Genomic DNA, 15411 nt, shown 5'->3' on the forward strand with positions numbered 1-15411 from the left:
GCAAGACGGCCAAACATGAAGAATTGGACAGGTTCTGACCGTTCAGGGTTTACGGATCAATACCGCCATGACGCCGAGGCCGACCAGGGTCATGGCGGTCATGCCCAGATAGCCGAACGGGCCGAAGGCGTCGAACAGCGGGCCTGAGGCCAGGGTGGCCAGGCCGATGAACAGGCCGCCGGCCAGGGCCGAGCTGATGGTCTGGGCGGCCGAGGCGGTGTGCGGCGGGGCGTAGCGCTCGATCAGCGCCAGGGACCCCAGGAAGGTGGCCGTGAAGCTGAGCGAATGCAGGCCCTGCAGCGGGAACAGCAGCCACAGCGGCGGCGAGAAGGCCAGGGCCGTCCAGCGGACCAGGGCGGCGATCCCGCCGATCACCACCATGACCTCGGGACGCACGCGCCGGCGCCAGGGCTCGGCGAACCACATGAAGGCGACCTCGAGAATCACCCCGACCGCCCACAGGACCCCGATCCAGACCTCGCCGATCTCCTGCTTGCGCCAGAGCAGGGCCGAGAAGGCGTAGTAGAAGCCGTGGGTGGCCTGGATGAGGCCGCTGCCAACCACCGCCAGCATGAAGCCGCGATTGCGAATGAGGTCCGACAGGCCGCGCAGCCGGGCCGAGCGCGGCGGGGCCTCGCCGGTCTCGTTGACCGGCTCAGCCGGCAGCAGGACCTGGGCGAAGACGGCGGCCAGGGCGGCGGCGGCGATGGTCCAGAACAGCACCAGGTCCGGGGCGAGCAGGCCCAGCAGGGCGCCGACGGCGAGGTTGCCGACGATGAAGGCGACCGAGCCGAAGCTCCTGGCGAAGGGGTAGGAGAAGCCCTCGCGGCGCGACATCCGCAGGCCCATGACGTCGGCCAGCGACGGCAGGGTGCCGAGCATGGCGGCGGCGATGGTCCAGGCCAGCAGCCAGGCGGTGAAGCCGTGGACCAGGCCGATGGCCCCATAGGCCAGGGCCGCCACCGCCCCGAGGATGACCAGCGGCGTGCGCCGCAGCCGGAACCCGTCGGCCCAGACGGCGGCCATCGGCGAGATGACGATCCGCGCCAGGGCCGGCGCCGCCAGGATGACGCCGATCTCCGCCCCGCTGAGACCCTGGGCGCGGAACCACACCGGCATGTAGGGCAGGCTGGCGCCTGTGCCGATGAAGATGGCGCAATAGTAGAGGCCAAGGCGCAGCTGGGTGGGCATGGGGCTCCGTTAGCAGGAGTCGCGCCCGCCTGGCCTCCCCTCGCCGTCCCGAAAGATGGCGAGATCGTGGGTGAAGGCCTTCACTTGAAACGGCGCGAAATACTCAAGAAACGTCGAAGATACATTCTGTGCCTGTCACGGCACATACAGAAGACAAACGCCGGACGCCGCTGGTATTCCAAGCAATAAGCCCCGGCCTCCATCGTGACAGTCTCTGACGTCCATGCCCTCCTTTTGGCAAGCAGCGCTCCCGAGGCCCAGCAGGCCCGGCGCTGACAAGCAAACAACGCCGGAAAACGGCGGTGACCAGGGAGAGAAACAGATGAAGACGCTGAAGATGCAGCGCCGTGTCCTGATTTGCGGCGTGTCCTGCCTGGCGCTCAGCGCCCCGGCGGCGGCCTGGGCGCAGAGCAGCGAACCGGCCCAGACCGTCGAGGAGCTGGTGGTGACCGCGCAGAAGCGCGAGGAGTCCATCCAGGACGTGCCGATCGCGGTGTCCGCCTTCAGCGGCGACAGCCTGGAGAAGGCCAAGATCGACGGCGGACCGAACCTGGTCCTGGCCATCCCCAACGTGAACTTCTCCAAGGGCAACTTCACCGGCTACAATTTCCAGATTCGCGGCGTCGGCTCCAAGCTGGTCGCCGCGTCGGGCGACGCCGGCACCGGCGTCCATCTGAACAACGCCCCCCTGGTCTCCAACAACCTGTTCGAGACCGAGTTCTACGATGTCGAGCGGGTCGAGGTGCTGCGCGGGCCGCAGGGCACCCTGTACGGCCGCAACGCCACGGGCGGGGTGGTCAACATGATCACCAACAAGCCCACCGACGTCTTCGAGGCCAACGCCCGGGCCGAGATCAGCAACTACGACGGCGCCAAATTCCGCGGCATGGTCAACCTGCCGATGGGCGACATGTTCGCCCTGCGGGTGGCCGGCTCGGTGCTGCAGCGGGACGGCTACGGCGTCAACACGACGACCGGCAACGACATCGACGACCGCGACCTCTACGGCGTGCGCGCCACCCTGGCCTTCACGCCGAACGACCGCTTCACCGCCACCCTGATGTACGACCGCTTCGCCGAGGACGACCACCGCTCGCGGATCGGCAAGCAGTACTGCGCCAAGGACACCGGCCCGGACACGGTCGGCGGCGCCAGCTACTCCTCCAACTCGGCCATCGCCACCGTCCAGCGCGGGTTCTTCAGCCAGGGCTGCAAGGCGACGTCGGTCTATGACAAGGACGCGCTCGGCACGGTCAATTCGCAGGCGACGCTGGGCGGCCTCTATGCCGCCCTGACCGGCCTGCAGACCGGCGACGCCTATGCCGGCAAGATGCAGGACAGCAACGTCCGCAACATCGAGTCCGCCTTCGACCCCATCTATCGCGCCCATTCCAACGTCTGGGAGCTGAACATGGAGTGGGAGCTGACCGACAGCCTGACGCTGTCCAGCCTGACCGCCTGGTCCGACAGCTACCTGTACACGCGCCAGGACTATAACCGCTACTCGCCCAGCGTCGGGTTCAACAGCACGCCCAACCCGGTCAACGCCTTCTCCAGCTCGGTGGGGTCAGCGACCTATTCGGCCATCTACAGCGCCCTGTTCCCGGGCGGGACGGTTTCCGACCCGCAGAACGGGGCCGCCAACCAGTTCACCACCAGCGACATCTCCTGGGGCAGGAGCCAGCAGGTCAGCCAGGAGCTGCGGCTGCAGTCGTCGTTCGACGGACCGCTGAACTTCAATGTCGGGCTGCTCTATCTCGATTACGACGTCGAGGACGGCGACTACTATGTGATGTTCAACACCGGCACCGCCTACTACCAGGTGCTCAACTACCTCAACACCGGCAACGCCAACTGCACCTCCGGCGCAAACTGCGTCGCCATCGACCCCAAGAAGAACCCCGACCGCAGCGGCCACAACTACTACGACTCCTATGCGCCCTATCAGCTGGAATCGAAGGCCATCTTCGGTGAGGTCTACTGGAAGCCCAGCGACACCGTGAAGGTCACCCTGGGCCTGCGCTACACCGACGACGACAAGCGCAGCCAGAGCTACGCCGTGGCCCTGGGCACGACCGGCTCGGGCACGACCACGCCGATCAGCCAGCATGTGTCGTTCGGCGAGACGACCGGCCGGTTTGGCGTCGACTGGAGCCCGGACCTGTCGTTCACGGACCACACCCTGCTCTATGCATTCGTTTCGCGCGGCTACAAGGGCGGCGGCTTCAACACCCCCTGCTCGGCCTCGGCCGGGGTCAGCTGCGGGGTGGCCAACTTCGACCCGGAGTTCGTCAACGCCGTCGAGATCGGGGCCAAGAACACCCTGCTGGACGGGCGGCTGGTGGTGAACGCCACGGCCTTCGCCTACGACTACCAGGGCTACCAGGTGTCGAAGATCGTCAATAAGGCCTCGACCAACGAGAACATCGACGCCCGCATCCACGGCATCGAGCTGGAGACCATCTGGGCGCCGACCTCGGACCTGCGGTTCAACTCCTCGGTGGGCTGGCTGGAGACGAGGATCACCGGCGGGACTTCGATCGACACCTTCAACCGCACCCAGGACGACGCCGGCCTGGTGCTGGTGAAGTCCAGCGCCGCCTCCAACTGCGTGGTCCGCGCCGCCGACGCGGCCACCGCCCTGGCCTACGCCAACGCCACCAACAACCCCTTCGCCCTGCTCGGCGTCTGCACCGTCACCTCGACGGCGACGGCGGGCACGTTGCTGACCAGCTCCGGGGCCACAGCGATCGGCTCCAACGCCTTCGGCGGCCTGGTCAGCGACGGCGTCTCGGTCGACCTGAAGGGCAACCAGCTGCCCAACGCGCCGCACTGGACCTGGTCGCTCGGCGGCCAGTACAGCTTCTTCCTGCCGAACGGCTGGGAGGCGGTGGCGCGCGGCGACTACTACCTGCAGAGCGGGACCTACACCCGGATCTACAACTCCGAGGCCGACAGGCTGGACGGCTGGCAGAACGTCAACCTGACCCTGACCTTCAACAACCAGGCCAGCGGCTGGAGCTTCGACGCCTTCGTCAAGAACGCGACGGACGAGGAGGCCATCACCGACACCTACCTGACGGACGACTCCTCGGGCCTGTTCCGCAACGCCTTCTACACCGAGCCTCGCACCTACGGCATCGCTGTCAGCAAGCGCTGGTAGCGGGGCGCCTGCCCCCTTCCCCGTCCTCCCCGTGGGAAGGGGGCATCTTTTCAGGCGTCAGAGTTTGACCGGCTTCTCGATGGCCTCAACGGCTTCGATGAGATCGTCCGCCCGTTTCCGCAGCACGGCCTGGGCGTCATAGAGGCCCTGGTTGTAGTAGAGCGGACCCAGGGTCTCGGCGAGGTAGTCGAGCAGGTCCAGGGCCTCGAACTGGCCAAGCTCGAAGCCGTACTCGTCCTGCAGATGCTTGCGCAGCTTGCGTTCCAGGATGTCCTGGGTCTGGCGGTCGAGGGCGAGGGGCTTGGTCATGGGCCAGCTTACCCCTGATTCCTTCTCCCGCTTGTCGGGAGAAGGATCGGTGTTACGTCGCCGGCAACGGCGGCATGTCGAGCCGCCGCATGTCGGCGCTCTTCACATAGAAGCGCAGGATGGCGTGGTCGAGGGCGCGGTCGCCCTTCTCCTCGGCCTGGATGTGCAGGGCGATCAGGGCCGTGCGCAGGGCGGCGTTGACGCGGTCGAGGCCGCAGATGGCGAAGTCCTTGTCGACGGCCGCGTCGGCGGGGATGGCCGCGCCGCCCTGTTTCAAGAGCTCGCGGATGGCGGCGTTTTCCCACAGCCGGGCCTCGGCGCCGCGCTCGGCCTCCTGGGCGGCCAGCATGGCGATCATGCCGGTGACGGCGACCTTGCCGGTCATGAAGTCGCCCATCGACTCCGGCGGCGGCGGCTCCATCAGGCAGAGGAAGTTGCCGAGCAGCAGTTCGGAAACGGTCGGGGTCATGACAGGCCCTCCAGCCGGGCCAGGGCGGCGGCGATGATCTCGTCCTGGCGGCGGGCCGTGTACCAGCCCGAGAGGCCGAGGATCGGGTCCTTCAGGCCGCCGGCGCGGTACTCCTTGGCCGCGGAGATCCAGATGGCGGCGCCCTTGACCGAGGCGAACAGCTCCCACCAGGCGAAGGCGGCCGGGTCGACACTCAAGCCGCTGGCCGCCTCCCAGAGGGCGATGGCTTTCTCGCGCGGGACCATGCCGGAGACGCGGTCGGTCTCCTTGTAGGACCACAGGGGCTCGATGGCCCAGCCGAGGTCTTCCAGGGGGTCGCCGATGTGGGCCATCTCCCAGTCGAGCAGGGCGACGATCCTGCCATTGCCGTCATGCAGGAAGTTGCCGGTGCGGTAGTCGCCGTGGACGACGCTGAGCTTCTGGGCCGGCGCCGGGGGATGACGGCGCAGGCGGCGGATGGCCGCCCGGACGATCATCTGGGGATGTTCCTCGTCGGTGTCGATGACGCCTTCCCAGTAGTCGAGCTCCTTCGACCAGCAGGCGTCGAGGGCCGGCGACGGGGCCGCCTCGCTGATCGGCAGGCTGGCAGGGTCGGCGGCGGCGATCCTGCCCAGGTGGCTGAAGAACTGTTCGCCGATGGCGGCGGCATGCGGGCCGTAGGGGGCCTCGGTGAAGGGGCTCTGGGCCTTGCCGCCGTCGATGCGGCCCATGATGAAGAAGGGCCGTTCGAGCTCGGCCCCCTCCTCTTCCAGGGCCAGGGCTTCGGGCACCGGCAGCCCCTTGTCGAAGAAGGAGCGGAAGGCGAGGAATTCGACCCGGCGGTCGGTGTCGATCAGGCTGCCGACCGGGTCGCGGCGCAGGATCATGCCGCGCACGCCCCCATCGACCTCGAGGTCGAAGCGGTAGGTCTCGCGGCTGGCCCCGCCGGGGATGCGGCTGAGGTCATGCACCTTGGCCGGCTTGCCGCCGGTGCGGGTCAGATAGGCTTCCAGCTGGTCCTGCAGGCTCATTTGGCGAAATCCAGGATGTCCTGGAAGCCGGACGGCCGGTGCGGCCCCATGACCAGCTGTTCCAACACCCCCCTGCCCTTGCGCACGGCGCCGTCGGGGTTGGTGTAGGTCACGTCGCTGAGCGCCTGGACGTGCAGGTTGAAGGGCATCCTGGGGTCGGCGTCGGCCAGGACGATGTCCTCGCGCTCGACGGCCAGGGGGCCGTGCAGCATGCCGTGGCCCCATTTGGGATGGGTGTAGCCCAGGCCCATCATCTGGAAGTTATAGATCGGCTTGTACTCGACCTTGCCGGCCGGCTTGCCGAAGTCGTCGGTCAGCTCGATGACGGCGCTGGTGGCGTGGCGGGTGCCGCTCTTCCAGACCACCTTGGCCTCGCCGTTGAGGTGTTCGAAGCCGTCCTCATGGGCGTTGTCGGGGGCCCAGACGGCGCGGGTGTTCCAGGCGCGGCCCAGGGCGTCTTCGTTGGAGTGGAAGAAGAAGGCGCCGTGGTCGAAGCTGGCCGGCGACCACAGCCAGTAGAACTGCGGCGGCACGGCCGGCACGATCTCCTGGCTGTCGCGGGCCCCGACCGGGCGGACGCCCCAGGAGCGGTCGCGGGTGCCGACGAAACCGTCGATGCTGCGGCGCTCGCCATCCAGCTCGATCCAGCCGCTGTAGCGGCCGTTCTGGGTCAGGCGGGTGTAGTCCATGAAGGCGCGGGTGCCGTTGCGGCGGATGAAGCGCGGCTCCTCGATCGGGAAGGCGCGACCGGTGAAGACCACCTCGGCTTTCAGGCCATGGTCGGGGGCGTCGACGCTGACGCGGTGCTTCTGCAGGGGTTCGAGGACCTCGATGCGGATCGGGCCGACGGCCATGTCCATGCGGTCGCCGAGATGGCCGCTGGCGTGCAGGGCGACCTCGACGCCGTTGCGCACGACCACGAAGGCGGCGTCGGTGACGTTGAGGTGCGGATAGACCCCGAAGGCGACGGCGAAGAAGTCCTCGCCCTCCTGGGGGTGGTAGCCGTTGAAGAAGTAGCGGTCGTAGAAATTGCGGTCGGTGCCGCCGTAGGCGATGGGCTCCGGGGTCTGGTGAATCGGATAATCGTCGCCGCGGGTGAGCGCCATGCCGTAGTCCTTCCCTCGAAAAGCAGGTCGCCTCTTTGCGGGCGATATGTCTTATCGGCGTTCAGGTTACGCGCACGGCAGCGAGACGCAACGGTGACGGAGGGTCAATTGACGCGGAATTTGGATGTGGCCGTCGCGGCCCTGGTCGGACTGCTGTCGGTGGGCTTCGGGGCCTTCGCCGCCCACGGCATGAGCGACCCCAAGGCCATCGAATGGCTGCACACGGCCAGCCAGTATGCGGCCGTCCACGCCCTGGCGGTGCTCGCCGTGGCGGGGCTGGCGCGGGGCGGCTTCAAGCCGGTCCGGGGGACCAGCGTCGCCTTCCTCGTCGGCGTGCTGTTGTTCAGCGGCTCGCTCGTGGCCATGGCGTTCGGGGCGCCGCGCTGGTTCGGGGCGATCACGCCGGTTGGAGGGCTCGCCTTCATGGCCGGCTGGGCCATGCTGGCGCTGGCGGCCTTCAGGCGCGCTTGAGGGCCAGCAGGCGCAGGCTGAGGGCCGAGCCGACCAGGCAGGCCAGCATGACCGCCGCCATCGGCCCCGGGGTGCCGTTGTGCAGCAGCCCGCCCAGGGCCGAGGCCACCGCGCCGAACCCGAACGACAGCCCGCCGCTGAGGGCCGAGATCGAGCCGGCCCGGCGGGGGTCGCAGTTGAGGGCCCCGGCCGTGGTGTTGCCGGCCATCAGCGAATAGGTGGTCAAGGTCACGAAGAGCAACGGCAGGACGGTCCAGGGACCGCCGAGGCCGGTGAGGGCGGCGACCAGCAACAGGGCGCCGCAGGACAGGCCGGCGATGCTGGCGCCCTTGAGCACCGCGTCGGGGTGGTAGGTCCGCAGCAGCATGCGGTTGACTTGGTTGGCGCCGATGATGCCGAAGGCGTTGAAGCCGAACAGCCAGGCGTAGACCACCGGCGAGACGCCGTAGATGCCCATGATCAACCCCGGCGAGGCGGAGATGTAGGTGAACAGCACCGCCCCGTTCAGGGCCCCGGCCAGCAGGTAGCCGATCAGTTTGGGTTGGGTCAGCAGGGCCAGGTAGGCCTGCAGCGGGTTCTCCGACCTCGCCTGGGCGGCGGTCTCCTCCGAGCGCGACTCCGGCAGGCGGAAGCCGACCGCCAGGGCGACCAGGACGCCAAAGCCGGCCAGGCACCAGAAGATGGCCCGCCAGTCGGCGATCTCCAGCACCAGGCTGCCGGCGATGGGGGCCAGGATGGGGGCGAGGCCCATGACCAGCATGAGCAGCGACAGGATGCGGGCGGTGTCGCGGTGATCGAAGTTGTCGCGCACGATGGCCCTGGCCACGACGCCGCCGGCGCAGCCGCCAAGAGCCTGCAGGAAGCGGGCGGCGATCAGGGCGTTGATGTCGCTCGACAGGGCGCAGATCACCGAGGCGATGGTGTAGATGCCGCAGCCGATCAGGATGGGCATGCGGCGGCCGAAGCGGTCCGAGGCGCTGCCGTAGAAGAACTGGCCGATGGCCATGCCGGCCAGGAAGGTCGACAGGGTCAGCTCGACCTGGGCCTGGGTGGCGCCCAACGCGCCGACGATGGCGGTCTGGGCCGGCAGGTACATGTCGATCGACATCGGCGCGAAGGCCGTCATCGCGCCGAGCAGGATGACGAGGCCCCAAGGGGTGGGGGCCGGCGGCGGGAGGGTTTCGGGAGTGCTGGACAAGACGGGGAGGTACTAGGCCGGTCGGAAGGAGAGCGCAATTCCTCCTCCGTCGCTGCGCGCCGGAGGAGGAATTGTGGGTTGCCTTCCGTGGCGGCGGGCCGTCAGGCTGGCTCAAAACAGGGATGGGAACCGAGCATGTCCGCCATCGAGACGATGATGCCGCCGGTGCAGTACGCCCAGGTCAACGGCATCCGCATGGCCTACTACGAGGCCGGGCCGAAGACGGGCACGGCCATCGTCTTCAGTCACGGGTTTCCCGAACTGGCCTTCAGCTGGCGCCACCAGATCAAGGCATTGGCCGAGGCCGGCTATCGGGTGATCGCGCCGGACCAGCGGGGTTACGGCCTGACCGAGGCGCCGGCGGAGGTCGAGAGCTATGACCTGGAACACCTGTGCGGCGACCTGGTGGCGCTTCTGGATCACCTCGGCATCGAGAAGGCCATCTTCTGCGGCCATGACTGGGGCGGCTTCGTGGTCTGGTACATGGCCATCCGCCATCCGGGCCGGGTGGCCGGGGTGATGAGCCTCAACACCCCCTTCCACCCCCGCGCCGCCTTCGACCCCATCGCCATCATGCGCAAGCGGCTGGGCGACCGGATGTACATCGTCCACTTCCAGACCCCGGGCGAGGCCGACGCGATCCTGAACGCCGACGCTCGCAAGGTGATGGACTTTTTCCTGCGCCGGCCGCTGGACATGCCGGGCATGCCGACCTCGGGCGGCTTCGCCAGCGAGCGCAAGGAGGGCGATCCGTCGCTGTTCGCCATCGTCGACATGCTGGCGGTGTGGAGCCCACAGGTCGATCCGCGGCCCTTCTTCCTGACCGACGAGGAGTTCGACGCCTTCGCCGAGACCTTCGAGCGGACCGGCTTCACGGGCGGCATCAACTGGTACCGCAACTTCACCCGCAACTGGCATGCGGCCGAGAAAATTGAACATCGGGTACGCCAGCCCAGCCTGATGGTCATGGCCGAGAAGGACGCGGTGCTGCCGCCCTCGTCCGCCGACGGCATGGAAGACATCTGCGACGACCTGGAGAAGACCCTGATCCAGGACAGCGGCCACTGGACGCAGCAGGAGAAGCCGGAGGCCGTGAACCGGGCGTTGCTGGACTGGCTGGGGCGGCGGTTTCCGGCAACCTGAACGGAAGGTCACTGGCGACCTTGGGGAAGCCGTCGTAGAACTCGGACCATGGACCGTGCCCACCCCACCTCCTCCGTCGCCCAGAGTCATGGCCGGCGGGGGCTGTATTCCGAGATCGACCCGTACAATTTCGGGTGGCTGAAGACTGACGGCCCGCATGAGATCTTCTTCGAGGAATGCGGCAATCCTGGCGGCGTCCCCGCCGTCGTGCTGCACGGCGGCCCGGGCGGGGCGATCAACCCGACCATGCGGCGGTTCTTCGATCCGCAGAAGTACCGCATCGCCCTGTTCGACCAGCGTGGCTGTGGCAAGAGCCGGCCGAACGCCTCGCTGGACGACAACACCACCTGGACGCTGATCGAGGACATCGAGCGGCTGCGCGTGCATCTGGGCATCGAAAAGTGGGTGGTGTTCGGGGGCAGCTGGGGCTCGACGCTTGCCCTGGCCTACGCCATCACCCATCCGGAGCGGGTCATGGGGCTGGTGCTGCGCGGCATCTTCCTGGTCACGCAAAGAGAGCTCAAGTGGTTCTACCAGGACGGCGCCGGGATGCTGTTCCCCGACGCCTTCGAGAAGTTCATGGCCCCGATCCCGGAGGCCGAGCGCGGCGACCTGATCGCCGCCTATCATCGCCGCCTGACCCACCCGGACCGCCGGGTGCAGGGCGAGGCGGCCGCCGCCTGGAGCCAGTGGGAAGGCGACACCATCTCGATCCGGGGGCCCGAAGCGCGGCCGCCGAAGTTCAATGAGACCGATTTCGCCATCGCCTTCGCGCGGATCGAGAACCACTTCTTCGCCAACCGGGGGTTCTTCGAGGAGGACGGCTGGCTGCTGAAGAACGTGCCGTCGATCCGGCATATCCCAGGCTGGATCGTGCAGGGCCGGTTCGACGTGGTGACGCCGCTGGAGACCGCCTACGCCCTGCACAAGGCCTGGCCGGAGGCGAAATTCGAGATCATCTGGGACGCCGGGCACGCGTCCACGGAGCCGGGGATCATCGACGGGCTGATCCGGGCGACGGACGCGGCGTTGAAGGTTTAGGTCGCAAGCTGGCGGTTCGAATCCCGCTGCAGCTACCAACCACACTCCGATCATCCCGACGAAAGTCGGGACCCAGCTGGCAAACTGTGTGTGGGGTCGGCTCTGATCAGCGCCAGTGCCTGTTCCGCCAGTGGACACTGGGTCCCGACTTTCGTCGGGATGATCGGAATTGAGGGGTGAGGCCAGGGCCGGCCCCGCCCAGCCCTCACGACCCAGCAAAAAAAGACCACACCGTCCGTTGCCGGACGACGTTTCGAAGAATCACGTTATTCGAACATGGGTCGGGGAACTCAGCCGCAGCTCGGGGCGGGCTGTCTGGCTCGTCCGTCATCCATCTGTCCGTGGCGTCAGCTTCGCATCGGGAGACATTGCCATGGGCATGCCCTTTATCGGTGAGATCCGCATGTTCAGCGGCAACTTCCCACCGGTCGGCTGGGCCATCTGCAATGGCAGGCTGATGATGATCAGCGAATACACCCTCCTGTTCCAGCTGATCGGCACCACCTACGGCGGCGACGGGGTCAACACCTTCGCCGTGCCGGACCTGCAGGGCCGCGCTCCGGCCGGGGCGGGGGCGGGCGCCAATCTGACGCCCTACGGCCTGGGAGAGAAGGGCGGCGTCGAAACGGTCGCTCTGACCCCGGCCCAGATTCCCCATCACAACCATCCCAAGCAGGCCACCACCCAGGGACAGGTGAACCTGCCGACCGACGCCCTGCTGGCGGTTCCCAACGCCGGGCCGGCGGGGACGAACATCTACGGCTCCGACCCGCCGGCGGTCAGCCTCGACCCCAGTTCGGTGCAGAACGCCGGCGCGGGTGCGCCGCATGAGAACATGCAGTCCTTCCTGACCATCACCTACATCATCTCGCTGTTCGGCCAATGGCCCAGCCAAACTGACGACGGCTCGGAGGAGCAGACCTCATGACCATGCCGTTTGTCGCCGAGATCCGGATATTCTCGGGCCACTTCGCGCCCAACGGCTGGATGCAATGCGACGGCCAGATTCTGCCGATCGCACAGTATACCGCGCTGTTCTCCCTGCTCGGCGCCGCCTATGGCGGTGACGGGATCAACACCTTCGGCATTCCCGACCTGCGGGATTCGGTTCCGATCGGCCAGGGCCAGGGCCAGGGCCTGAGGTCCCGCACTGTCGGCGACAGCGGGGGGAGCAACAGCGTGGCGCTGACAGAGGCCCAACTGCCGGTCCACGGCCATGCCTTCAACGTCAGCAACAACGAGGCCGACATCAACGGCAACGGGGCCAGGCCGGCGGGTCAATACCTGGCCAAGGGCGGCTATGACAACGGCTCCAACAGCGGGGTCGTCGCCTACTATTCGACCGCCGCCGCCGATGTGACCATGAGCCCGTCCGCCGCCGCTGTCGCCGGGGCGAGCGCGCCGCACGCCAACATGATGCCCAGCCTGGGCGTGAACTTCATCATTGCCCTGCAGGGCATCTACCCGCCTCGCTCGTAGGCCCCCAGGACCCAGACCCATGGCCCAGCCCTTCCTCGGCGAAATCAGGATCATCTCCTGGGGCTTCAGCCCCGCGGGATGGGCTCTGTGCGATGGCCGACGCATGCCGATCCACCAGAACCAGGCGCTGTTTTCGATCCTCGGCACCACCTACGGCGGCGACGGCCGGGTCGACTTCGCCCTTCCCGACTTCCGGGGCCGGGTGCCGGTCCACGCAGGCGGAGAGATCAGCATAGGAGGCCGGTTCGGCGTTGAAGCCCACACCCTGTCCGCCGCCGAGATGGCGGCCCATACCCACAGGCTGATGGCCAGCAAGGTCCCGGTCGCCGCCACGGCCGCCAACGCCACCCCGGCGCCCAACAAGGTGCTGGCCCCGGGCGTCGCCGCCCTCCAGGGCGGCGGGACCCAGAACGTCAACATCTACGGAACCGGCGAGCCCAGCGCGACCCTGGTTCCGGCCTCGTCGAGCGGCCTGGGCGGCGGCCAACCGCACGAAAATCGCCAGCCGTTCCTGGCGTTGAACTACATGATCGCCATTCGGGGGAATCTGGTGAACCCCTGATCCGGCCGGGTCCGGCGTCTGTCAGGCTCCGGGGGTGATCCCCAGCGCCGCCGCCAACGCCTGCATATCCTCCGGCATCGGCGCCTCGATGGTGGTGGTCCCCCCCTCCGGATGCGGAAAGCTCAGCCGCGCCGCGTGCAGCATCAGCCTGGGGACCGCCACGCCGTTCACCGCCAGCGCCCCGCCATAGCGGGCATCCCCCGCGATCGGCCGGCCAATACTGGCCAGGTGAACGCGCAGTTGGTGCATGCGGCCGGTCTGCGGGCTGCATTCGACCAGGGCCGCGCCCTCCGTCTTGGCGAGCGTGCGATAGCGGGTCAGGGCCATCTCGGCGCCCGGCTCATCGGCCTTGGCGATGCGCATGTAGCTCTCGCGGCCGATCTCCTCGCGGCGCAGGGCGTGCTCGATGGTTCCGCCGGTCGGGTCCGGGGCGCCGGGGGTGACGATGGCCAGGTAGGTCTTGCGGAAGCGGCGGCCCATCATCGCCTTGCCGAGGAAGCCGGCGGCCGGCTTGGTGCGGGCGGTGAGGATGACGCCGCTGGTGTCGCGGTCGAGGCGGTGGATCAGGCGCGGGCGGTTGCCGGACGACTTGGCGAAGGCGGCGAGCAGGTCGTCGAGGGTGTGGGCCTTGATGCGGCCGCCCTGGCTGGACAGGCCGGAGGGCTTGTTGAGGGCGATGATGGTGGCGTCCTCGTGGATGACGAGGGATTTGACGAAGGCGATGTCGGCTTCGGTGAGGGGGATCGCCGTCATCCCTCCCTCCCCTTCATGGGGAGGGACAGCGAGGCGAAGCCTCGCAGGGTGGGGTACTGGCGGGCAGGGGCGCTCGGCATCCGACTTCCCCACCCTGCGCGCTGCGCGCGCTGTCCCTCCCCATAAAGGGGAGGGAGGGACGGTGCGCTATTCACTCGATTCGTCCCGCATCGCCGCCCAGCGGTCGAGCCGTTCCTTGATCCGCGCCTCGGCCCCCTCACCTTTCGGCTGGTAGAACTTGCGGCGGGCCATGCCGTCCGGGAAGTAGTTCTGGCCGCTGAAACCACGCTCGGTGTCGGGGTCGTAGGCGTAGTTCTTGCCGTAGCCGATGTCCTTCATCAGCTTGGTCGGGGCATTGAGGATGTGGGCCGGCGGCATCAGCGAGCCGGTTTCCTTGGCGGCGCGGCGGGCCTCGTTGAAGGCCCGATAGACGGCGATCGACTTGGGCGCGCAGGCCAGGTGGACCACGGCCTGGGCCAGGGCCAGTTCGCCTTCGGGGCTGCCGAGGAAGTCGTAGGTATCCTTGGCGGCGTTGGCGATGACCAGGGCCAGGGGGTCGGCCTCGCCGATGTCTTCCGACGCCATGCGGACGATGCGGCGGGCCAGGAACAGCGGGTTTTCGCCGCCGTCCAGCATGCGGGCCAGCCAGTAGAGGGCCGCGTCCGGGTCGGACCCGCGCACCGACTTATGCAGGGCTGAGATGAGGTTGTAGTGTTCCTCGCGGTCCTTGTCGTAGGCGGGGCTGCGCTTCTGCAGCACCTGGCTGAGGCCGGCGATGTCGAGCGGCTGGGGAAAATCCAGGCCCAGCAGGGTGTCGGCCAGGGTCAGCAGGTAGCGGCCGTCGCCGTCGGCCATGGCGATCAGGGCCTCGCGGGCGTTGTCATCGACCGGCAGCGGGCGGCCCTCGGCGGCCTCGGCCTTGGTCAGCAGGTTGCGCTGGGCGTCGTCGTCGAGACGACGCAGGACGAAGACCTGGCAGCGCGACAGCAGGGCGCCGTTGAGCTCGAAGCTGGGGTTTTCGGTGGTGGCCCCGACCAGGGTGACGATCCCCTCCTCGACGAAGGGCAGGAAGCCGTCCTGCTGGGCGCGGTTGAAGCGATGGATCTCGTCGACGAACAACAGGGTCGACTGGCCGGCGGAGCGACGCATGCGGGCCTGCTCGAAGGCCTTCTTGAGATCGGCGACGCCGGAGAAGACCGCCGACAGCTGCTGGAACTCGTAGCCCGAGGCCTTGGCCAGCAGGCGGGCGATGGTGGTCTTGCCGGTGCCGGGCGGGCCCCAGAGGATCATCGAAGCCAGCCGATTGCCCTCGACCATGCGGCGGATCGGCCCGCCGGGGCCAAGCAGGTGCTCCTGGCCGACGACGTCGTCGAGGGTCTGGGGACGCAGGCGTTCGGGAAGCGGCGCCGGGGCGTGGGGGGTGAGGCCGGCGGCGGCGAAGAGGTCGGACATGGCCCTTCTCTAACGGATTTGCCGGTGGAAAGGCGCCGGTGTTTGTTCTCCCTCCCCGATCATC

General features: G+C 68.1%; 15 protein-coding genes. 7 read left to right on the forward strand and 8 right to left on the reverse strand.

The window, feature by feature from the left end:
* Positions 1–42: 42 nt before the first annotated feature.
* Positions 43–1191: an MFS transporter gene (locus AC1RSK_RS19385; protein WP_492909307.1), complete on the reverse strand. Its 1149-nt coding sequence runs from the start codon at positions 1189–1191 to the stop codon at positions 43–45.
* A gap of 322 nt (positions 1192–1513) precedes the next feature.
* On the opposite strand from AC1RSK_RS19385, the gene AC1RSK_RS19390 reads away from it, so the two are divergent.
* Positions 1514–4354: a TonB-dependent receptor gene (locus tag AC1RSK_RS19390; protein ID WP_492909308.1), complete on the forward strand. Its 2841-nt coding sequence runs from the start codon at positions 1514–1516 to the stop codon at positions 4352–4354.
* 57 nt (positions 4355–4411) lie between these two features.
* Here the strand turns inward: AC1RSK_RS19390 and AC1RSK_RS19395 are convergent, their stop codons facing one another.
* The 4 genes from AC1RSK_RS19395 to AC1RSK_RS19410 are packed head-to-tail and all read right to left on the reverse strand — an operon-like array spanning position 4412 to position 7248.
* Complete coding sequence (locus AC1RSK_RS19395) at positions 4412–4663, reverse strand: DUF2164 domain-containing protein (RefSeq protein ID WP_492909309.1); 252 nt, start codon at positions 4661–4663, stop codon at positions 4412–4414.
* A gap of 52 nt (positions 4664–4715) precedes the next feature.
* Positions 4716–5132, reverse strand: coding sequence for a hypothetical protein (locus AC1RSK_RS19400; protein WP_492909310.1), 417 nt, complete (start codon positions 5130–5132; stop codon positions 4716–4718).
* Positions 5129–6142, reverse strand: a complete 1014-nt coding sequence (locus AC1RSK_RS19405) for a phosphotransferase family protein (protein ID WP_492909311.1) — start codon at positions 6140–6142, stop codon at positions 5129–5131. Before AC1RSK_RS19405 ends, AC1RSK_RS19400 begins: the two co-directional genes overlap by 4 nt.
* Positions 6139–7248 (reverse strand): Rv3169 family protein, encoded by a 1110-nt coding sequence (locus AC1RSK_RS19410; protein WP_492909312.1) that lies wholly within the window; start codon positions 7246–7248, stop codon positions 6139–6141. Before AC1RSK_RS19410 ends, AC1RSK_RS19405 begins: the two co-directional genes overlap by 4 nt.
* A 108-nt stretch (positions 7249–7356) precedes the next feature.
* Between AC1RSK_RS19410 and AC1RSK_RS19415 the strand changes: the two genes are divergently transcribed.
* The gene (locus AC1RSK_RS19415) at positions 7357–7719 is read left to right on the forward strand and encodes a DUF423 domain-containing protein (protein WP_492909313.1); all 363 of its coding nucleotides are present in this window, start codon (positions 7357–7359) and stop codon (positions 7717–7719) included.
* Here AC1RSK_RS19415 and AC1RSK_RS19420 read toward each other — a convergent pair.
* The gene (locus AC1RSK_RS19420; protein WP_492909314.1) at positions 7706–8917 is read right to left on the reverse strand and encodes a multidrug effflux MFS transporter; all 1212 of its coding nucleotides are present in this window, start codon (positions 8915–8917) and stop codon (positions 7706–7708) included. The genes AC1RSK_RS19415 and AC1RSK_RS19420 overlap by 14 nt on opposite strands.
* 135 nt (positions 8918–9052) lie before the next feature.
* Here AC1RSK_RS19420 and AC1RSK_RS19425 point away from each other — a divergent pair, with 135 nt between their 5' ends.
* The 5 genes from AC1RSK_RS19425 (at position 9053) to AC1RSK_RS19445 (ending at position 13142) form a co-directional block, all read left to right on the forward strand.
* The gene (locus AC1RSK_RS19425) at positions 9053–10060 is read left to right on the forward strand and encodes an alpha/beta fold hydrolase (protein WP_492909315.1); all 1008 of its coding nucleotides are present in this window, start codon (positions 9053–9055) and stop codon (positions 10058–10060) included.
* Positions 10061–10108: 48 nt separating this feature from the next.
* A complete protein-coding gene (pip, locus tag AC1RSK_RS19430; protein ID WP_492909316.1) occupies positions 10109–11101 on the forward strand; it encodes a prolyl aminopeptidase in 993 nt (330 codons plus the stop codon).
* Between the two features lie 373 nt (positions 11102–11474).
* Entirely contained in the window at positions 11475–12029 is a 555-nt protein-coding gene (locus tag AC1RSK_RS19435; protein ID WP_492909317.1) for a phage tail protein, read from the forward strand.
* Positions 12026–12580: a phage tail protein gene (locus AC1RSK_RS19440; protein ID WP_492909318.1), complete on the forward strand. Its 555-nt coding sequence runs from the start codon at positions 12026–12028 to the stop codon at positions 12578–12580. Before AC1RSK_RS19435 ends, AC1RSK_RS19440 begins: the two co-directional genes overlap by 4 nt.
* A 19-nt stretch (positions 12581–12599) precedes the next feature.
* Positions 12600–13142, forward strand: a complete 543-nt coding sequence (locus AC1RSK_RS19445) for a phage tail protein (RefSeq protein WP_492909319.1) — start codon at positions 12600–12602, stop codon at positions 13140–13142.
* Positions 13143–13163: 21 nt separating this feature from the next.
* Here AC1RSK_RS19445 and AC1RSK_RS19450 read toward each other — a convergent pair whose 3' ends face one another.
* Positions 13164–13895 carry an RluA family pseudouridine synthase gene (locus AC1RSK_RS19450; protein ID WP_492909320.1) on the reverse strand — a complete coding sequence of 244 codons (732 nt, stop codon included), beginning with the start codon at positions 13893–13895 and terminating at the stop codon, positions 13164–13166.
* 147 nt (positions 13896–14042) lie between these two features.
* A complete protein-coding gene (locus tag AC1RSK_RS19455; RefSeq protein ID WP_492909321.1) occupies positions 14043–15347 on the reverse strand; it encodes a replication-associated recombination protein A in 1305 nt (434 codons plus the stop codon).
* Positions 15348–15411 lie beyond the last annotated feature (64 nt).

Source organism: Caulobacter sp. GW821-FHT11A05 (assembly GCF_058809015.1).